This is a genomic window from Ravibacter arvi (assembly GCF_039540405.1).
Classification (GTDB): domain Bacteria; phylum Bacteroidota; class Bacteroidia; order Cytophagales; family Spirosomataceae; genus Ravibacter; species Ravibacter arvi.
The window spans coordinates 304,651-325,621 of sequence record NZ_BAABEY010000036.1 but is presented as its reverse complement, the minus strand read 5'-3'; the positions used below and the strand labels follow the sequence as shown (position 1 = coordinate 325,621).

The following is a 20,971-nucleotide window of genomic DNA, read 5'->3' as shown; positions in this document are numbered from 1 at the left end:
AAAAATGAAAACGATAATAAAATTTGCAACTATTGTTCTGCTGGCGTGCGGAGTCTTTGCCTGCAACGAGCAAAAAATACTGCGGGAAGAACCGCTTGATTTCTTCAGCCCGGAAAATAGTTTCGTTACTTACGAAAACTTCCAGAGCGGGCTCACCGACCTGTACGCCAAAGTCCGGGAAATCTGCTACGCCTCAACCGAATACAAGCCCTACCTTACCGCCACTGACATCGCACAGGACGGGCGTTACCAGCTAACTGCGCGTTTCGGCGGGCATACTAATTACCTGGTCCCGACCAACAATGACGTATTGCTGCATTGGAGAAGCTGGTATAAAATTGTCAGCAATGCCAACACCATTATAGCCAGGCTTGAACCGTCGAAGCTTAGTGCGGACCAGAAAAAACAGGTGGAAGCCGAGGCGCGCTTTTTCCGTGCCTTCGCCTATCGCTTCCTGGTGTACCTCTGGGGAGACGTGCCGTTGGTGACCGAGGAAGTCACCGCGCCCCGGCGGGATTTTACAAGGACACCCAAGAACGACGTGCTTCAGCAAATGGTGCTGGACGCCACTTTTGCCGCCGAGAATCTTCCGGCGATCAACAGCGTAACCGACGGGAAAATCTCCAACCTGGTTGCCTACCACCTGCTGGCCGAAACCTATATTTCGTTGCAAAACTATGACAAGGCTATTGAAGCCGCCAGCGTCGTGATCAACGACGGGAACGTCGGCCTGATGACCGAACGGTTCGGAAGCATGGCTACCCAAAACCCCACCGACAATTTTCTCAAATTCACCCAGCCGGGAGATGTTTACTGGGATTTGTTCAGGGTAGGCAACCAGCGCCGGAGCCGGGGCAACCGGGAAGCCCTGTGGCTGGCCACCTATGAGATTGATATCCCCGGCGGTATCCTCCAGTCTTCCGGCGGGTACTTTCATTTCCATACACTGGAACGCGTAGCCGGCCCTGTGCCCTGGATCACCCTGAAAGATCCCGACGGCAATGAGGGCGTGATCGGCCTTCCCATGTCGGATTACAATACTGCCGGGGCGGGCGTATCCCTGATGATGAACACGGAATATTTCCTGAATGACCTTTGGAAAGAAGACTGGAATACCGACATCCGGAACGCTCCGCACAATATCGTCCGGGATTTTGTTTACACGAACCCCGCTTCCAAATGGTACGGAAAAAGCGCAGTTAAAAACCCGGGATCCACACTCATCGCACAACCGTGGAGGTGGTATCCGCATCCCTCCAAAATTACAACACCGCATCAGCACCCCGACGGCGTCTACGTCGACAAAACACTCGGGACAATCAAAAACACGGCAGGGGCGTTATACCGCGACCAATACCTGCTCAGGTTACCGGAAACCTACCTGCTGAGAGCCGAGGCCTACCTGGGCAAAGGCGACCAGGTCGATGCCGCCGCCGACATCAATGTCGTCAGGAACAGGTCGAAAGCGACACCCGTGGCGCCGGGAAAAGTGACCATTGACTATATTCTTGACGAAAGAGCCCGGGAGCTTGTCTATGAAGAACCGAGACGAGTTACGCTGCACCGCGTCGGGAAGCTGGTTGAGCGGGTGCGAAAATACAATACGCTGAACAAAGACGAAATCAAAGACTACCACGGGCTCTGGCCGATACCGTTCTCCGAAATCGAGGCGAACAAAGACGTGCAGATGGTCCAGAATCCCGGTTACCTGTGATCAACACCGAACATCTTATGACCGATTTTTCATTAAGATTCCTGAAGGTTCTCGCTACCCGATGCCGAAAGAATGCGCTGCTGATTGTGGCATCGCTGAGCTTCGCGCCGCTGTATGCCCAAACTACCTATAAAGTCGAAAGCCGCGATCTCCTGCTCCTGCTTGAAAAACAGCAGGTCTCCGGTTTTCAGGGACTGAAGCTTTTGTCACTGGAAGAGAAAAAAAACCGGCGCGTCCTGACTGCCGGGGAGACACCGCCCCTTTTCACGCTTAGTTATTCGGCGCCCGGCGCCGGGCAAAGCCAGCTACCCGCCCATGCAGATTCGGTAGCCTGGAAACAGATCGGATCGGCCGCAACGGCAGACGGAATCGTATTCAGCTTCCGCGGGTTCGGCAACTCGACGCCTGGCTCCGACCTGAGCGTAGAAATGAAACTGGAAGCTTCCCCGGAAAAGGACGGTATTGAAATCTCATACCGCGCAGCCGCCGGCTCCGGACATGCCTCCGTTTCCGCTATGACCATCGCACGGTTTTCTTTCCGGGACTTCGGAAAACAAACCCGGTTATTTCTTCCGCACGGTTCGGGGATCGTGCTCAATGACCCTGTCGGCCTCGGTCCGCGCAACTGGAAACACGGCTATCCCGGTTATGCCGTACCCATGCCCTGGTTTGCTTTATGGAGCGAATCTACCGGGCCCGACGGGTTTCGGACCAATCGCAACACCGGTATCTACCTGGGCGTCCACGACCAAAACGGTTCGCGAAAGGAAATAGCCTGTACCATCGGGAAAAACATTCAGCTCCAGGTTACCGTTCAGGCTGAAAATATGTATGAGCCTGATAATGAATTCTCCATCGGTGGAAAAACCGTACTCCGCACCTTGCAAAACGACTGGTTCGACGGCGCCATGGTGTACAAAGACTGGGTACGCAGAGAAGCATCCTGGTTCCCTCGCACCGCTTTGGACGAAAACGGGCGGAAAGATTCTCCGCAATGGATCAAAGAACACAGCCTGTGGGCCATGCACAGGGTCAGCCCCGAAGAAATGACGCCGGTAATGAAAGACTTCCGCCAGGCTTTCGGCGTCCCCGCTGCCGTCCATTGGTACTACTGGCATAAAAACCCGTATGACAACGACTATCCGCATTTTTTCCCCCGCGACGGTTTCAGGGAAGCCGTGCAGGAGCTTCAGAAAAACAACGACATTTTTATCATGCCCTATATCAACGGTCTGCTCTGGGATTCCAGGGACCGGGGGATGGAAGACTGGCTGTATACCAGCGAAGCAGTCGCGGGAACCAGCAAAGGAACCGATGGCAAACCCCGGCTGTACACTTACGGCAGTAAAGAGTCTGACGGGAGCGATGTAAGGTTGGCGCACATGTGCCCCGCTACCGAAATATGGCAGAAAAAAGTGCTGGAAAATGTGCTCCGCCTGGCCCGGGAAAACGGCACAAAGGCAGTTTACATCGACCAGGTTGCCGCAGCCATTCCCGAATTGTGTTTCGACAGGTCACACGGCCATCCGCTCGGTGGCGGTAACTGGTGGAACGCAGGTTACCGGAAAATGCTCGAGAACATACATGCCGAACTCGCCAGGGCCGGTCTCAACGATGTGGCCATTACGACTGAGTGTACCGGCGAGACCAGCCTCCCGATTGTAGACGGCTTCCTCACCTGGCATCATCAGCTGGAAAACCAGGTGCCGGCATTTTCGGCAGTCTACGGCGGAACGATCCAGATGATCGGGAGAGATTACCGGGCCGGCAAAACTTACGCCGAGCGTACGGAGCCGAGGATGAAAAAAACGAACGAACCCCTGGCCTGTCGGATGAAAGCTGCTGAAGCCCTCTGTTTTGGCGAACAGATCGGTTGGTTTGTACCCACGATTACGGAAGAAGACGACAAATTCCCCTTCCTGAAAGATGTGGTCCATTTGCGAAACCGGTTCAGAACGTACTTTTACAAGGGTGAAATGTGCCGTGTTCCGCAGCTTGACAGCAACGTACCCCGCGTTACCGCGGACTGGAATTTCTATGACTCTCCGCTTATTTCCGCACCGGCTCTGCGGACCGGCGCCTGGAAGTTGGCACGAAACGGTAAAACCGCGTCTGTTGTCGTCCTTTTTGCCAATACCTCGTCCGAAAACATTACCGCTTCTGTCAAGCTGGAATTGTCGGAATACGGGATTGATCCCAAAAAGATGTCGGTATTCCGCATAGATGCCAACGGCGGCAGGGAAAAATTGACTGCCCCGCAAATCAGGCAACCGGTCACATTCACGAAGGAAAGCGTCTCCGCCTGGGAAATCACCTGTCTATAAACCTGCTCAGCCACCGCTATGAAGTACACCGGTCCTTTTTCCCGAAAGTTGATATTGATATTTCTGGGTCTGACGAGCATTTTCTCTGTCTCAGCCCAGAAAAAAGTGGAAATCAGCGTTATGAAAGGCGTTCCCACACTCCTGGTTGACGGGCGGCCCTACCCGCCGTTCGCCTACATGTCCTATCTCGGGGAAAAACCGTACTACCAGAAAATTGCTGACGCCGGGGTTCATCTGTTTTGCATCCCGGCATACCTCGGCGACCGGGGGATCAATGCCAATTCCGGGATCCGGCCTTTCCGGAATTCCATTTGGAAAGGCTACCGGCAATATGACTTTTCCAGTATTGAAACCGATTTCAAAAAAGTAGTCGAAGCCGATCCCCATGCGATGATCATCGTTCGGTTCTACCTGGACGCCCCCCTCTGGTGGGAGGAAAGCAACCCCGGTGAGGCTACCCTTCAGAAAGACGGCACTACATTCAGGCAATCCTTCTATTCGAAAAAATGGCAGGATGAAACCGCCGGCGCGCTGCTGGACTGCATGGATTGGATTTCCCGTTCACCGTACGCAAAAAACTTTGTGGGAGTACATGTGGCGGCCGGCGGTACCGAAGAATGGTTTTTTCACCGGCAACAGCAGGACGACCATAGTCCCCTTCGAACCGCGCAGTTTCGCTCCTGGATCGCAAAAAAATACCGCAACGACAAAAACCTGCAACATGCCTGGAAAGATCCGGACGTGACGCTGACTAGCTGCGCCCCGTCGGAAATAGGCCTGGAAAAACCTGAAAAGCGGTGGCGGCGCCCCGGTGAGGAACAAAGGATCGTGGATACTTTTACATTTCAATCGGAAACCCTTGCCGACAACATCGCTTTCTTTTGTAAAGTGGTAAAGAAAAAAAGCCGGGGAAGACTGTTGACCGGCGCTTTTTACGGTTATCACTATTTTCTGACCGACCCCAAGGCGGGGCACGGCGCGCTTGCCAAACTGCTGAAGTGCCCGGACCTGGATTACATTTCGAGCCCCAATGACTACCACCGGGTCGCCGGTGAAGACTGGCCACCATTTGCCGCAGTCGCCTCTGTTCAGCAGCACGGAAAATTATGGATGGCCGAAAACGACACCAGGACCCACCTTACTACTTTGTTGAAAGAAAAAGCGCCGGGGATTCCGCCGCCGGGCTGGTATGAATCGGGCGTTTGGGTCGGGCCGGAAAAACCGGAAACCTCGCTTGCGCTTTTGTGGAAAAACGCCGCCAGGATGCTGGCTTACGGATATGGCGGTTGGTGGTTTGATATGTGGGGCGGTTGGTTCGACAGTCCCGAGCTGCTGGATGTAATCGCAAAAACCAACCTGTTTTATACGAGCTTCCGGAATGCAGCTGACAACGGGCAAAATACGGAAGTGGCAGTGGTGGTGGATGAAGCGCTCAGCTACCGCGACGCCAGCCTGGGTCAACTGACCGGCGAAATGCTCAGAAACCGTTATTCGCTCGGAAAGACCGGGGCACCTTACGATCTTTTCCTTCGCTCCGACCTTTCGTCACTGAAAAGCAAAGCATACAAATTTATCTGGCTGCTTGGGGTTGACGGTCTGTCCAAAGCAGAAACCGAAAAAATCGCCAAATGGGAAAAATCCGGCATAACCGTCATGCGCACCACAGAAACCGGGACAGTTTTCTCCTCCGGCGCTCAAAAATCTGCCCAAATCCAGTGGGCGCCCGGAGAGCTTCGCTCGCTTTATCAGGCCGCCGGGGTCCATATCTATGTTTCATCGAATGAAGTCTGTTACGCAGGTAACGGATGGGTAAGCCTGCATACGGTCTCGGGCGGGGAACGCACCATCTACCTGCCCGTTCGATCCGATGTGTCAGACCCGGCCCGTTCCGGTTTTACTGCATCAGGAGTCGACAGCATCACGGTAACGCTCCAGCCCAACTCCACCCTTCTCCTTCGTGTAAAGCCCGTCCGATAGCGACCGGGTTGTCTTTCCATCACGGAACGGGCGGTAGCATACCATGTTTCACGCGGGCTCAGCATACTCAGAATACAGCTCAGGGAATATCTGCCATAACAAAGTTTTGTTTGTGAATTATTATTGTACAAATTTTTCTTAATATTTTGCACAACAATAATTCAGAAATACGATTTCAATGCGATCCATCCAATTGCTTTTGTTTGCGGCATTGCTGACGACGCATGCCCTTGCCCAGAAAGAAGCCTATAAGGAAATCCAGACCCGGCTGATACTGGCCGGGGACGGGAGCACCATAGAGCTCGGAGAAGGGACTTTCAGGATGACCGGCAGTCTCTCACTTGAGGGAAAACACAACCTTGTTATCAAAGGCAAGGGAAAAGGCAGAACCGTGCTCGATTTTTCCGGGCAGACCTCCGGCGCGGAAGGTTTGCTGATTACGAACGGCACCAACATCGTCCTGGAAGATTTCACCATTCACAATGCCAAAGGCGACTGCATTAAAACCAAGGACGTCAAGGGGATCACCTTCCGTAACATTCAAGCCGGCTGGCCTGGAAAACCCTCTTCAAAAAACGGCTCGTATGCCCTGTACCCGGTCCTTTGCGAAAAAGTCCTTATCGAAAACTGCGAAGCCTACGGAGCATCCGACGCGGGGATCTATGTGGGCCAATCGCGGTACATAACGGTTAAAAACAACCGTGCCTATCGCAACGTTGCCGGTATTGAAATAGAGAATTCACTGGATGCGGAAGTATTTGACAATGAGGCCACTGAAAATACCGGTGGGATACTCGTTTTCGATCTGCCCGACCTGATCCTGAAAAAAGGCGGAAACGTAAAAGTCTACCGCAACAACATTCATCACAACAACCTGCGGAATTTTGCGCCGAAAGGTAATATTGTTGCCAAAGTACCCGACGGGACCGGCGTGCTGATCCTTGCCGCTTCCGACGTCGAAATCACAGGCAACACCATTCTTAACAACAAATCAATCGGCGCCGGTGTTATCAGCTATTTCGTAACAGAAAATCCCATCAAAGATACGGCTTACTACCCCTATCCTGCACGCATACACATCCACAACAATCGTTTCGCCAGGGAGCATAAACGCCCCACCGGCAAAGGCCGGATGGGCATGATGTTCCGCTTCAAGCTCAAATTCGGAAAGGATGTGCCGCACGTGCTCTGGGACGGCATCAAGGACGAAAAAAACGGCGGCCCGGTGGTTTGCGTTCACGACAACGAGGAAAATACTTTTGCCAACATGGACGTTGCCAACAATTTCAGGAACGTTTCCCGGGATACCGCGGCCGTAAACTGTGATTTTAGGGGTGAGCGGTGAGTCTTGAGGGGTGAGGGGTGAGGTATGAGGGGTGAGGTATGGGTCGTAAGGGGTGGGGGAAAGAGAGCTAACACCTCAAGCCCCAAACCAAAAAAAACACATGAAACATTACAGTGTCTTGTTGCTGCTGGTCACCGGGTGGTTTTTATTCGTTTCAATGAAACGGGAGCCGGTCGCTGCTCCGAAGCTCCGGCTTTCGGAGTACGGGTTCTTCACGGGAAACCTGCGCGACCAGGTACCTGCGAAGGGTGTTACTCCCTATTCCCTGAACACACCGCTCTTCAGCGATTACGCGGAGAAGAGCAGGTTTGTCTACTTGCCGGAAGGCACTTCCGCCGAATTCGACCCTGCCGAGGTTTTCCGGTTCCCGGAAGGCGCCGTACTGATCAAGACTTTTTACTTTCCGAAGGATTTCCGCAACCCGTCAAAAGGAAAAAGACTGATAGAAACCCGGCTGCTCCTTCATGAAAAAAGTGGGTGGAAGGCCCTTACCTACGTCTGGGACGAAGCGCAGAACGACGCTTTACTGGAAGTTGCAGGCGAGACTTTCGAAGTTTCCTACACCTATACCGACGGTAAAAAATACCGGCACCAGTTCCAGGTACCCAATCTCAATCAATGTAAGGGTTGCCACAACCTGAATGAAACCCTGCAGCCACTTGGTCCCTCGGCCCGGCAGCTCAACGGGTACTACGCAGGATGGGAGCGATCCCCCTCCGGGAAAAATCAGCTTTCAGACTGGCAGGAACGACAGCTACTGATCAATCTGCCGGATCTGGCCACGGTAGAAAAAGCGCCGGTCTGGTCCGACGAAGCCTCGGGCACCTTACCGGAAAGAGCGCGTGCCTGGCTGGATGTAAACTGCGCGCATTGCCACAGGCCCGGAGGCCCTGCCAACAGCTCCGGTCTCCATCTGGGTGTCCACAACAAAGACACGACACTGCTGGGTATCAACAAAACACCGGTTGCCGCCGGAAGGGGTTCGGGCGGCCGGAAATTCGATATTGTGATGGGCAAACCTGACGAGTCCATTCTTCAATACAGGATAGAATCAGGTGACCCGGGAGTTATGATGCCCGAGCTGGGCCGGAGCGTCATGCACCGGGAAGGAGCCGCCACGATTCGTGCCTGGATCCAGTCGCTGGGGCGACCGGCCCGGTAGCTTCACAAAAAAAAATGCGCCAAGCAACCCCGGCCTTTTGTTTTCCGTATCAGGGTTAAACAAGTCTTATACTTATAACCTGGTTGCGATGAAAAACAGAAAACAACTGCTTGCTTTCGGACTGATCACCTCTATGTCGCTTGCTTTTTCTGCCTGTGACAAAGATGAGCCGATGGCAGCAAAAGACATTTCCCTCCGTGAAACTTCGTTGGGGAAAGTACTCACCGATGACAAAGGAATGACGCTCTACTATTTCACAAAAGATGTAGCCGGCGCATCGCTTTGCTCCGGCGGCTGCCTGACCAACTGGCCGATTTTTGCCTACGAAGGCACGCTGGAAGTAGGCGACGGTCTCAATACATCGGATTTTACGACCATTACCCGGACCGACGGCACCAAACAAACTGCCTACAAAGGGTGGCCTTTGTACTACTTCCATGACGACAAAGCCGCCGGTGATGTAAAGGGAGAAAACGTAAACTCGGTTTGGGTAGTGGCTAAACCGGCCTATACCATCATGCTCGCCAACCAGCAACTGGTGGGCAACGACGGTAAATCTTACAAGTCGGACTACACCGAAGGCACCGGCGAGACCCAGTTCTTTGTAGACGGCCAGGGCAGAACGCTCTACACGTTTATCAAGGACAAAAAGGACATGAACAAGTACACCAAGGAAGACTTTTCCAACGATGCCAACTGGCCCATTTTTACGGCCGAAATCGAGGATCTGCCCTCTGCCCTCGACAAGAGCCTCTTTAACGTGATCACCGTATTCAACAAAAAACAATTAACTTACAAAGGCTGGCCCATCTATTATTTTGGGGCTGACAATAAGGTGAGAGGCGCTACCAAAGGCGTAAGTGTACCGCAGCCGGGTGTATGGCCCGTCGTGCAAAAAGGAGTGGCACCGGCGCCCATATAGTCGGGCAAACCTTTTACTTTCAATGCCTATCGTAAAAAGGACAGAATTGTTCCGATAATTTCCGCCCCAATATGTCAGCAATCAACTCCGCCGTATTGTCTGAATTGCTAGCGGGCTGTTTGCAAAAGAACCGCCGTAGTCAGGAACAGCTTTACAAGATGTTCTACGGGTACGCCATGTCAGTCTGCCTGAGATACGTGCAGGACAGGAATGACGCTCTGGAAGTGATGCAGGACGGTTTTTTCAAGGTATTCACGAAAATTGACACCTTCGATGCAGGCCGCCCGTTTAAAACCTGGCTGTGTAGAATCATGATCAACTGTGCGCTGGACCACTACCGTCGCCGGAATCAGAAGTTCAACACCGACACCATTGAAGGGAAAGACGCTGCCGTAGAGGAAATGGCGCTTTCCGAAATGTCTTACGCTGAAATACTGGAGCTGGTCAACAGGCTGAGCCCGGTCTACCGCGTTGTATTCTGTATGGCTGTCATTGATGGTTACAGCCACGAAGAAATCGCCGAAAAATTGCAAATTAGTGTAGGCACCTCCAAATCGAACCTGTCAAGGGCGAGGGAAAAATTGAAAATAATGCTATCCAAAATCAATTCAGACGACTATGCAAGAATGGCCAGATGATCAACTGGATGATTTCTTCAGAAAGTCGGCTGAAGAAAATGATCCAAACTTTGACCCTCATAATTGGGAAGCGCTTCGCAAGCGGTTGGATGAAGCAGACGGCGTGAAACCGGCTTGGTGGAAAAACCGTGCCATAAAAGGGTTGATCCTGGCCGGCTTGATGGGCCTGGTCGGCTCACTGGTCTACTTTTGGAAAAGCGATTTCAGCAGTACCTCGCCAGGCCGGGGAAACCAGGACCATGGCGCGTTCCGTGCTGTGCCGTCCAAAGAAACGGTACCCCAACCGGCGCTCCGCGAATCAGCCGCTCCTCCTCCGGCTACCCGCGTATCCACTGAAAAACCGGCAGCCAATCCTGTCAAAGGCCTGAAATCCGGAAAGCTCGCAGCCCGGGCCGCCTCCGAAACACCGGTAACCGGCCCCACCGGCCCGCCGGGACAACAAGCATCAAAGAAACGGTCTCGCCAGAAGGATGTGGCTGGCGGAGAGCCTCGGAACCCCGGGGGCGGCAACGCTCGCGGGACTGGCGAGACCCCTTTTTATGCTTCACTCACCCCGCTTGTTCCGCCGGCTTTCCGGGCATTGAAATGGGGCGCCCCGGCCGTAAAACAACCGGAAAACGCTTCGTTGCCGGTCGTACCGGAATCGGATCCCGCAGATGACGAACCGCCGCTCTCCACCAGGCGGTGGGCAATTCGCATCGGGGCCGGCCCCGATATGAGCGCGGTAAAGGTCCCCAACTTCTCCCCGCCTACTTTCGCCTGGGCCGCGCACCTCGACTACCGGGTTACCAGGCATATCTGGCTGCAAACCGGCTATGTAAAAAGTAACAAAAAGTATGAGGCTTTGCCCGGAGATTACACCTGGCCGAAACGCTGGTACCAGGATGTACTACCGGAAGGCGTGGACGCTACCTGCGACATGGTAGAAATACCCGTGAATCTCAAATACGTCCTGGAACGAAAAAATGGCTCGAGCTGGCATTTTGCCCTAGGGGCCACCAACTACCAGATGCGTACTGAAAAATACGAATACCGTTATAAAAACCCGGACCCGTCTATACGGTGGTACAGCTGGGAAGGCTCCACCGGTTGGTATTGGGCCAGCCATGTGCACGTTTCCGCCGGTTATGAGCGTCGTATCACCCGTCATCTGCGGATGGGTATAGAGCCCTATATCAAGATACCGACCCGGAAGGTCGGTTTTGGCCGCGTGAATCTTTATACGGCGGGCGCCTGGCTCTATCTCAGTTTCGGACGGTAGCGCCGTTAAATTCCGGCCGGGGCCCTGGCCGTTAACCCTGCAGCCAACCGTCCAGGAGATGGATGGTGCGGTTGCCGTAAGCGGCATTTTTTTCCGAGTGTGTAACCTGGATAATGGTTACTCCGTCTTTATTCAGTTGCGTAAAAACCTCCATAATTTCCTCTCCCTGTTTGGAATTAAGATTACCGGTAGGTTCGTCGGCAAGCAGAAGACCCGGGTGGCCTGCCAGCGCCCGTGCAATCCCGACGAGCTGCTGCTGGCCACCGGAAAGCTGCGTCGGGAAAAGATCTTTCTTGCCTACGATGTTAAAACGGTCCAGCAAATCGGCAACAATGGCCTTTCTCTCGCCGGACTTTACATTCTTGTACAGCAACGGCGTTTCGATATTTTCGTATACCGTCAATTCGTCGATGAGGTGATAAGCCTGGAAAACAAAACCGATGTATTGCTTGTACAGTGCTGAGACCTGCTTTTCTTTCAATTTGGAAACCTCTTCGCCCTGGAACAGGTATTCTCCCTCATCAAAGCGGTCAAGCATTCCAATCACGTTCAACAGCGTCGATTTTCCTGACCCGGAAGGCCCCATGATGGAAAGAAACTCACCCGGTTTTACGGTCAGGTCGATATGCCGCAAAACATAGGACCTTGCCCCGTTGACCGGGAACCATTTGGATATTTTCTTGAGTTCAATCATTATTTGAAATATGAAGTATTACATAAGAGGCGCCTGAGCTCACCGAAGGCTGTCCTCAGGCAGCCGGCTCTATTCCGTTCTAAGGCTTTTAACCGGGTTGGTGGCGGCGGCTTTCAATGCCTGGTAACTGACCGTCACGACGGTGATCAACAGTGCCAGAACCACGGCGCCGCCGAACAATTCCCATCCGACGGTAGCCCGGTAAGTATACTTCTGCAGCCAGCGGTGCATCAGGAAGTATGAAACCGGTATGGCCACCGTACAGGCAACAAGGGTCAGCACCAGGAAGTCGACAGACAACAGCCGCCATATTGTAAAGGCAGAGGCCCCTACGATTTTCCTGATCCCGATCTCTTTTGTTCGCTGTTCGGCGGTAAAAGAAGCGAGGCCGAAGAGCCCCAGGCAACTGATGATGATCGCCAGGAAGGTGAAAAAGAAAGCCAGCTTACCGACTCGTTCTTCCAGCACAAATTTCTCGGCATAGGCCTGGTCCGCGAACTGGTAGTCGAAAGGAACTCCCGGCATAACCGTTTTGAATGTTCTTTCCAGAATGGCCAGCGATTCGGAAACAGGCATCCGGGCGCTCAGCTTAAAGTTCATAAAATTCACGTTTTCCTGGTCAAGAAAGTAGGCCACCTGCCTTACTGGCTCGAAAGGCGATGACATGACCACATCTTTGACCACCCCGACAATATGGTAGGTCCGGTTGCCGCCCCAGGTAACGACCTTACCGACAGGATCCTCCATGCCCATGTATTTCACGGCGGCTTCATTGACGATCACACCGGCCGAATCTGCGCCGAAGTCCTTTGAAAAATCCCTGCCCGCCACGAGCTCCCAGCCGATACTCCGGCCATAGTCGTTTGTTACCCAGATCGTCCCGAAGACAGCCGTAAGGTTTGGATCTTTCCCTTCCCAACCAAAACCACCATTGTTGCTGTGCACTCCGTTCATCGGGCTTGACGACTCCGACATATATTCGATGGCTCCCTCCTTTTTCAGCGCATTGTCCAGGATGTCCAGCTTTCCGTAAAAATCGGGCGAACGCATCTCGATCATCACCAGCCGGTCGCGGTCATAGCCCGTCGGCCGGTCTTTGGTGTGCAGAATTTGCTTGTACACCACCGATGTGCCGATAATGAGCGTCACGGAAACCGCAAACTGCAAGACTACCAGTACCTGCCTCGGGATGGCCGCGGCACGGCCGGCCTTAAAGGCTCCTTTCAGCACGCTGGCCGGGTCAAACGCCGACATGTAGAGTGCGGGATAGCTGCCCGCCAGCAGGCCGGTCAGGATGGAAAGCACCAGCCCCGACAACCAGAAGACAGGCTCGCCCCAAGGGACGGTCACCGCTTTTCCGGCCACCTCATTGAACCAGGGAAGGGCAATATTTACGAGCAAAACCGACAGCAGGAACGCCACCAATGCAACGAACACCGACTCACAAAGGAACTGGAGTATAATTGCCCTGCGTTCCGAGCCGACCGTCTTCCTGATCCCGACTTCCTTCGCCCTCCTTTCCGACCTGGCAGTGCTGAGGTTCATAAAATTGATACAGGCAAGCACAAGTACGAAGAAACCGATCACACCGAACATCCACAGGTACTGGTCCTGGCCGTTGGCCAACACGCCATTTTCCCAGTTCGATCGCAGGTGCCAGTCACGCATCGGGTGCACAATAGTCCGGAATTCCTGGTTTTTTTGTTCATCCGACACATGGTCCTGCTTCGCATTGCGAATGGAAGCATTTACTTTTTCAAAAGTCGTATTGTCAGCAATCTCTGCGAAAACCTGGAAGGAATTTTCATCCCAGCTGTCCTGCGCGTTTTGTATCCAGGGCTCAGAGGCAACATACAGTTGCCATGACGCCAGAAAATCAACCCCTTTGAATGAAGAATTTTCGGGAAAATCCCGGAAGACGCCCGTTATCGTCACCAGGTCTTTGTTGTCGAGTTTCACCTGCTTTGTAATCGGGTCGGCATCGCCGAAAAGCGCTTTGGCCGCCGATTCAGACAACATCAGATCGTTCGGTTTTTCAAGACCGTTCTGCGATCCCCTGAGCATTTTTAGTGAAAACATCCCGGGCGCTTCCGGCTCCATGAAAAAGCCTTTCCGGCCAACATGAATATCGCCCGATGAGAGGATATGGTTTTCCATCCAGGACGCCATGGAAATATGCTTGAAATTCCTTCCATACCGGCTCCGGAGCTCAGTAGACATGGGGATCGGCATCGCACGACCGGTATAAATCTTGCCGTTGGTTGTGACGTGCCCGTAAACCTGCCCCAATCGCTCGTAGTTGTCAAACGATTTGTCATAATCCAGCTCGTCCTTCAGCCACAGCCCGATCAGGATCGTCACCGTCATCCCCAAGGCCAAACCACCTACGTTGATGAAGGAAGACATCCGGTTCTTGTTCAGGTTTCTCCAGGTGATTTTCAGAAAGTTCTTTATCATGTCACAATAGTATCGGCTTCAAATACAGCAACCCTGTAAGTAAGGTTACAATCCTGCGCGTATTTCATATAAATTGCCATACCTGTCAAATAAAAATCTGATTAACAACTATTTACACCAAAAACCAAGCAAAAACCATGTTCGTATCCGGACAGTTTTGTGTTCGCTTTTGAACGGAATAGTGCCCAAAACAACCAATCAACCGACGCTACGGCTCCAATCCTTCCAGGTATACCTTTGCCTCCTTTAAAGCCGCCCCGGCAACGCGCTGTACGTGGCATAAAACGTCCCGTCCTGTACGCTCCCCATTTTCGAGCGCATCCAGGTTACGCTTCAGGTGGGAGTCCAGCCCCATCACTGAGACAGTGGTTTTCAGGCTGTGCGCGATGCGGCTGACTGATCGGCGGTCCCCGCATTCGAATGCCGCTGTCAGTGCTTCGAGCTGTTCCGGCAGCACTTTCATGAATTGTGCGGTCATCATACGCTCATAGGCCGTGTCACCGTTACTGACGGTACGCAGATAAGCCGGGTCAATCCAACTGAAAACCGGGTCGCTTTTTTCCGCAGCCCGTATTTCACCCGGAGCTGCCGGGGGGTGTGCCAGGTACCTGGCGAGCACCTCCATCAGCTTATCCTTCCGGATCGGCTTGGTCATGTGGTCGTTCATGCCGTGCCTTAGCGAGCGCTCCCGCTCCCCCACCATCGCATGTGCAGTCATGGCCACAACCGGGAGGTCCGGCCGGAGCTCATTCCTGATTTGACGGGCCGCAGAATACCCATCCATGACAGGCATCTGGACGTCCATCAGAACCAGGTCGAAATCCGAAGCCTCAACTTTTTCCAAAGCTTCGGCGCCGTTTCCGGCTATTTCAAAATCAATCTGCAGTTCCTGGAGGTAGTGGGCCATCAGGTTTTGATTGATCGGGTTGTCTTCCACAACGAGCACACGGCTGCCCGACCGGAAAGAGACAGTCTGCGGCAATTGCTCGTCAACCTGCTTCATTTCCCGAACATCAACCACCTGGTAAGGGATCGACACCCTGACTTCCGTACCCTTTCCCTGTGTACTGTCAAGTTTCAATTCGCCATTTTGGAGCGCCACAAGATCCCGCACAATGGATAAGCCAAGTCCAGTCCCGCCGAAATTCCTGGTGGTATCGTCATCTGCCTGGTTAAACCGTTCAAAAATAGACTTCTGTTTGTCCGGAGCAACCCCTATGCCGGTATCCCGCACTGAAAAAACAACAGTTACATCCCCGTCGCCTATTTCGCGCCCACCTACTTCCAGGGTAATCGATCCGGCTCTTGTGAACTTCAGCGCATTACCGATGAGGTTGGTAAGAATCTGGGTCAGGCGGGTAGGGTCGCCGCGGACCTCCCCCGGTACCTCGGTAAGCCATACCGCGCTGAACTGAAGGCCCGCCTCCTTCATCCTCGGCTGGAACAAATCCACAACGGATCCCACCAGCAACCGCAGGTTAAAAGGTATCTTCTCAAGACGCATCATACCGGACTCGATCTTTGACAAGTCCAGTATATCGTTCACGATTGTCATCAGCGTCTCACCGGAATGAGCGATAGTTGCCAGGTGCAGCTTACCCTCTTCATCGGTCACCTTTTTCCCAAGCAGGCCGGTATACCCCAGTATGGCGTTTAACGGCGTACGGATTTCATGGCTCATATTGGCCAGAAAGTTTTCTTTTACGCGAACCGCGTTTTTCAGCTTGAATTCACTTTCGTTCAGTCGCTGAATCAGGCCGGCCTGTCGTTTTAAACGGTACATGATCACCAAAAATACCGCCACCAGGAGCACCAGGATCAATACCAGCACATACCGGTTCCAGTTCATCACAATTTGCCCTGACCGATCGACTTCGGTTAGTTTATTCTGGAGCGCAGCACGACCGCCGGTATCAATCCGGGCCGCCAGGTTGTTGATTCTTTCGGAAAGGAGAAAGGCTTCGCTTTCTGCCAGGCGTTTCTCTGAAACCGGGCGGCCACCCGCCTTCAGGCTGTCAAACATTATTTCGGTAAGCTGCAGCTTCAGATTGACCAGCCGCTGCAGCTCCGTCAGTTCCTCAACAGAAACCGTGCTGTCCAACCGGTCGTCGAGGTCGCTTATGTCTTTCCGGATCACGGTAACCCCTTTGTTAAATTCGGGCAAATGCCTGTTGCTGCCGGTAGTGAGGATCTGCCGGCCGTTCCGGTCCAGCAGGAGAATTTCTTTCTGGAGATTTTCAAGGATTTTGCTGCGCCGGTACTCATTCAGCACGTCTTCGTTCCCTTCTATTAAGCGGCTGATCCTGTCGGCGGAAAAGTATTGAACCGCCACCAATAGCGCGACGCCAAATAAAAACCCCAAGGTAATGTAGCCGGAAAGGACCCTGTTGTTCATCGCTGATGATCTAGTTGGGGGATTACAATATGAAGCAAATAAATTCTTCATTCCGGCCCGCGGCAAGAGGTAATAGGTAAGTAGCCGGTTGATGGCGTTGAACAGGCGTTTACCATCGCCGGATTCAAAGGACGTTCAACCGTTTGTTCAGCTGGTTCCTGTAACTGTCCGCAACCGGGACCATCTTTTTGTTGATTATGATCGTCCCGCCCTCGATGGCATCGATCTTCCCTACCTGGATAACAAATGACCGGTGAACTTTGAGAAAAAGGGCTGTCGGAAGCTTTGTCTCCACTTCTTTGAGCGGCGCATGAACGGCGTAAAACCGGTCTTGCGTGAAGAGCTTTACATAATCCCCCATAGCCTCCGCATACAGGATATCGGCTACATCCAGCTTTTTGATAATGTTGGCGTCGCGAAAAAACAAAAAAGTATTATCGGCAGCCACTACTTTCTGCCCACGGCTTTTCATTATTTCGCCGGCTTTTTCAATCGCCTGTAAAAAACGGGCAGGCGTTACAGGTTTGGGCAGGTAATCGGCCACGTTCAGCTCAAATGCCTCGATTGCATACTCCGGCTTTGAAGTCGTGAAAATAACGATGGGCCGTTTTTCTTTCAGGCCTCTGACCAATTCTATACCGGACATCGCTTCCATTTCTATATCCAGGAGAACAAGGTCAATATTTCCGGCCGTTATGATCTGCCACGCATCCATTGCATTGTCACATTCCGCGACAATTTCCAATGAAGGGACGCGGGTAGCCAATTGAACCAGAATGGCTCGTGCGAGGCTATTATCGTCAACTACCAGGCATTTCATTTATGGGACGGGGGGTATTACAAGCCGGAAATCAGTTTACAAAGCTCCTTACCGACTATTCAACGACAGTTTTTGCCCTTCTGCCTATCGCCTGTTTCGCGACCCGCCGCGACCGGCTAGCTTTGATTCATCAATTCGGAGATACACCAATAAAATTAAAACACAAATCATTTAAAAACATGAAAACTTTGATCGCTTCCGCCCTTTTTTCCGTAGCAGTTTTGGCAGCAGTTCAGACCAATGCACAAATCGCCTCCGTCAAACATGAAAAAAAAGCCGAAAAAAGAGCCGAGAAAAAAGTAGAGCGCAAGGCATTGCGCCATCTGAGGGAAAACGAAGTCAGTACCGCCGCTAAAGACAACTTTTCAGCCGATTTCCCCGGAGCAAAAAACGTAAGCTGGAACCACAATACCATGTTTGACGAGGCGACGTTCACCGATGATAACGGAGAAACCAAAACCGCATTTTATGGCTACGATACCAACCTGGTGGGCACCGTAACGCCGAAAAAATACGAAGACCTTCCACAGGCCGCCCGTAAAGAAATCACGAAACAATTCAAAGGGTATACCCCCGGCGCCGTCCTGATGTATGACGATAACGAATCGAACGACTCGGACATGTACCTGTACGGAATGCAGTTTGAAGGCAGGGACCACTATTTTGTAACCGTGTCCAAAGGCCCGAAGGAATCAGTCCTGATGGTATCCATGGACGGGAATGTCTCTTTTTTCAAAGATTTGAAGTAAGGGGGGAGATATGAGGTTTGAGGTGTGGGGGATGAGAGGTAGGGTGAGCGGGAAAGCTCACGCCTTATCCCTCATCCCCCACACCTCAAACCTATTCATTGCGGAGTGCCCGCACCGGATTGGCCCGGGCTGCACGAACGGATAAAAAACCGACCGTCAGCAAGGCGATCAACACCGTTACCGCACCGGCTACGGCAAATATCCACCATTGCATAACAATCCGGTAGGCAAAATTCTGAAGCCACTTGTGCATCATCCATGCAGCCAGAGGGGCAGCCAGGGCAAACGATAAAAGTGCCCTGGCCAGCGTACCGGCCGAGAGTATCCTGACAATCGTGACCGTATCGGCACCCAGCGTTTTCCTTATGCCGATTTCCCTGACCCGTTGGCCCAGTCCATAGGTAGTCAGTCCCAATAGCCCGAGGCAGGAAATAAAAATAGCGACCCCGCCGAAAATGTTAAAAAGCAGACCCGTCCGAAGGTCAGACTCATACCTGGCCTCCAACTGCTTGTCTATGAAATTATAGCTGAACGGGACGTCGTTAGCATACCGGCTATACGCTTTTTCCACTGCGCTGATAGCCTCCTGCACCCTTCCCGCAGACGTGCGCACGTAGAGCATATTCTCGCGATTGCCGTATTTCAGGACCATGGGACCAATTTTCGTAGTAAGCGACTGGTAATTAAAATCTTTCACCACGCCGACTACCGTACCCTTTCTCTGGTGCACGGTAAACGCACGCCCGACATAGGGGGCCGACCACCCCATTTCCTTCACAGCGGCTTCGTTGACAATGTATTGGTTTTCGTCTGCCGGTGTTCCCGCAAAATTCCTGCCTTCCACCAGCTGCAGTCCCATTACCGGAATAAAATCCTGGTCAATGTCTGCATAACCCATAATTACCTGTTGTCCCACGCGTTTCCCGGGCCATTCTACATCGGCAGTGGCATTCGTATGATTGCCCAGGTCAAAGATGTCAGAAAACGCCACTCCCGATATCGCCTTTTCTTTCTCCAGGTCTTGTCTGAACACATCGGTGTGATCGACCACGCTGCCGGGAAGCGCTATTGTCAACACATAATCTTTGTTATAACCCAGGTTCATTTGCCTGACATGGCTCATTTGCCTGCCAATTACGAGGGTCGCAATCACGAGGAAGCTGGAAATGGCAAACTGGAACACGACCAGTACCTTTCTCAAAGGTGCTTTTCCGACACCGGCCAATAGCCGTCCGCGGAGGGCTTCCAACGGCTGAAAACCCGAAAGAAAGAGCGCCGGATAAACCGACGAAGCCAGCAGGGTGCCCGTCACGGCCAGGCCGATCAGCTTCCAGACAGTCCAGCCGGCGTTGGCGAAACTCAACTGGCTGCCGGAAACCAACCTGTAGACGGGTAACAAAGCGATGATCAACCCAACCGCCATCAAGGCTGCCAGGCAGAACAAGACCAGTGTCTCGGCCATGAATTGAAAAAAAAGCTGTGTTTTCTCAGCTCCGACTATTTTGCGGATACCGATTTCCCGCATCCGGACCACTGCCCGGGCGGTTGCAAGGTTCACGTAATTGATGGCCGCAATAGCCAGGATCAGAATGGCAACTGCCATGAAAATACCGACCATCGTAGCACGGGCGTTATTGCCGTCAAGCCCGACCAGGTGCATGTCGCCTATGGGTTGCAGCCTCAAACTGAGATCAGCCGCCGTATCCGATCCGCTTGAAGCCGCTATTGCCCTGACCCTTTTCAAAAAGGAATGTTGCAGGGTTTTAACGGTTTCGTCAGGGTCCGCTCCCTCCCGTAGTTTCAGAAATGTCTTGAAGCTGTAGTTGCCCATGTCTTCGTCAATCGTTTTCCATTCCCCGTTTCCACCCCATGATGTGAATTCCTTCCCATAGTAGCCAATCGGGAAGAGGGCATCGAATTGGAGGGAAGAATTGGAAGGAAAATCGGCCAGCACGCCGGTTACTGCAAACGGCTTTTTACGAAAACTGACTACCTCACCCACTACGTTGTCGTTGCCAAACAGTTTCATTGCGGTGGTCCTGGTCAGCACAACGCTTTGAATATCAGGAAAGAGCGACCTTTGATCTCCGGAAAGGAGCGGAAAATCGAAAACGCTGAAAAACGCGCTATCCACAAAGGCGGTATGAAATCCGTCCAGGATTTCCCGCCGGTCGAGGGTAGCCAGTACCTGGTCCCAGTCATCGTTGACCCGGACCACTTTTTCCACCTGCGGCAAAGACTGCGCCAAACCGGATATAGGTCCGGGCAGCACATCAAGAACATAGTCTTTTCCATTGTTGTCAATGGTCACGACGGCCCTGTGAATCCGTTCATGGGCGGTAACCGACTGGTCATAACTTCTTTCGTTCTGTACCCAAACCAGCAGCAAAATAGCGGTCGCCAGCCCGCAGGCGAGTCCGCAGACATTAATACCGCTGTAGAAACTATTGCGCCTCAGGCTTCGCGAAGCAACTTTCAGATGGTTCAGTATCATATGTTTTGCCGAAAGGTTT

General features: G+C 52.7%; 14 protein-coding genes. 9 read left to right on the top strand and 5 right to left on the bottom strand.

Annotated elements, in window-relative coordinates:
* Window positions 1-4: 4 nt before the first annotated feature.
* From ABD852_RS21045 to ABD852_RS21010, 8 genes are all read left to right on the top strand, one after another.
* Window positions 5-1,714 carry a RagB/SusD family nutrient uptake outer membrane protein gene (locus tag ABD852_RS21045; protein ID WP_345032541.1) on the top strand — a complete coding sequence of 570 codons (1,710 nt, stop codon included), beginning with the start codon at window positions 5-7 and terminating at the stop codon, window positions 1,712-1,714.
* Window positions 1,715-1,731: 17 nt separating this feature from the next.
* Complete coding sequence (locus ABD852_RS21040) at window positions 1,732-4,038, top strand: DUF6259 domain-containing protein (protein WP_345032539.1); 2,307 nt, start codon at window positions 1,732-1,734, stop codon at window positions 4,036-4,038.
* Window positions 4,039-4,143: 105 nt separating this feature from the next.
* On the top strand, window positions 4,144-6,015 hold the full coding sequence (locus ABD852_RS21035; RefSeq protein WP_345032538.1) for a hypothetical protein: 1,872 nt from the start codon (window positions 4,144-4,146) through the stop codon (window positions 6,013-6,015).
* A 178-nt stretch (window positions 6,016-6,193) separates the two neighbouring features.
* Complete coding sequence (locus tag ABD852_RS21030) at window positions 6,194-7,360, top strand: parallel beta-helix domain-containing protein (RefSeq protein ID WP_345032537.1); 1,167 nt, start codon at window positions 6,194-6,196, stop codon at window positions 7,358-7,360.
* Between the two features lie 100 nt (window positions 7,361-7,460).
* Window positions 7,461-8,522, top strand: a complete 1,062-nt coding sequence (locus tag ABD852_RS21025; protein WP_345032535.1) for an SO2930 family diheme c-type cytochrome — start codon at window positions 7,461-7,463, stop codon at window positions 8,520-8,522.
* An 88-nt stretch (window positions 8,523-8,610) separates the two neighbouring features.
* On the top strand, window positions 8,611-9,444 hold the full coding sequence (locus tag ABD852_RS21020) for a hypothetical protein (protein WP_345032533.1): 834 nt from the start codon (window positions 8,611-8,613) through the stop codon (window positions 9,442-9,444).
* Window positions 9,445-9,515: 71 nt separating this feature from the next.
* Window positions 9,516-10,082, top strand: a complete 567-nt coding sequence (locus ABD852_RS21015) for an RNA polymerase sigma factor (RefSeq protein ID WP_345032531.1) — start codon at window positions 9,516-9,518, stop codon at window positions 10,080-10,082.
* Window positions 10,063-11,343, top strand: a complete 1,281-nt coding sequence (locus ABD852_RS21010; RefSeq protein ID WP_345032528.1) for a hypothetical protein — start codon at window positions 10,063-10,065, stop codon at window positions 11,341-11,343. Before ABD852_RS21015 ends, ABD852_RS21010 begins: the two co-directional genes overlap by 20 nt.
* A gap of 31 nt (window positions 11,344-11,374) precedes the next feature.
* On the opposite strand, the gene ABD852_RS21005 is transcribed toward ABD852_RS21010, so the two are convergent.
* The 4 genes from ABD852_RS21005 to ABD852_RS20990 form a co-directional block, all read right to left on the bottom strand.
* Window positions 11,375-12,037: an ABC transporter ATP-binding protein gene (locus ABD852_RS21005; protein WP_345032526.1), complete on the bottom strand. Its 663-nt coding sequence runs from the start codon at window positions 12,035-12,037 to the stop codon at window positions 11,375-11,377.
* Between the two features lie 69 nt (window positions 12,038-12,106).
* On the bottom strand, window positions 12,107-14,494 hold the full coding sequence (locus tag ABD852_RS21000; RefSeq protein WP_345032524.1) for an ABC transporter permease: 2,388 nt from the start codon (window positions 14,492-14,494) through the stop codon (window positions 12,107-12,109).
* A 208-nt stretch (window positions 14,495-14,702) separates the two neighbouring features.
* Window positions 14,703-16,889: an ATP-binding protein gene (locus ABD852_RS20995; RefSeq protein ID WP_345032523.1), complete on the bottom strand. Its 2,187-nt coding sequence runs from the start codon at window positions 16,887-16,889 to the stop codon at window positions 14,703-14,705.
* 124 nt (window positions 16,890-17,013) lie between these two features.
* Window positions 17,014-17,709 carry a LytR/AlgR family response regulator transcription factor gene (locus ABD852_RS20990; protein ID WP_345032521.1) on the bottom strand — a complete coding sequence of 232 codons (696 nt, stop codon included), beginning with the start codon at window positions 17,707-17,709 and terminating at the stop codon, window positions 17,014-17,016.
* Between the two features lie 179 nt (window positions 17,710-17,888).
* Here ABD852_RS20990 and ABD852_RS20985 point away from each other — a divergent pair, with 179 nt between their 5' ends.
* Window positions 17,889-18,458, top strand: a complete 570-nt coding sequence (locus ABD852_RS20985; RefSeq protein ID WP_345032519.1) for a hypothetical protein — start codon at window positions 17,889-17,891, stop codon at window positions 18,456-18,458.
* A 91-nt stretch (window positions 18,459-18,549) separates the two neighbouring features.
* Here the strand turns inward: ABD852_RS20985 and ABD852_RS20980 are convergent, their stop codons facing one another.
* Window positions 18,550-20,952: an ABC transporter permease gene (locus tag ABD852_RS20980; RefSeq protein WP_345032517.1), complete on the bottom strand. Its 2,403-nt coding sequence runs from the start codon at window positions 20,950-20,952 to the stop codon at window positions 18,550-18,552.
* Between the last annotated feature and the right edge of the window lie 19 nt (window positions 20,953-20,971).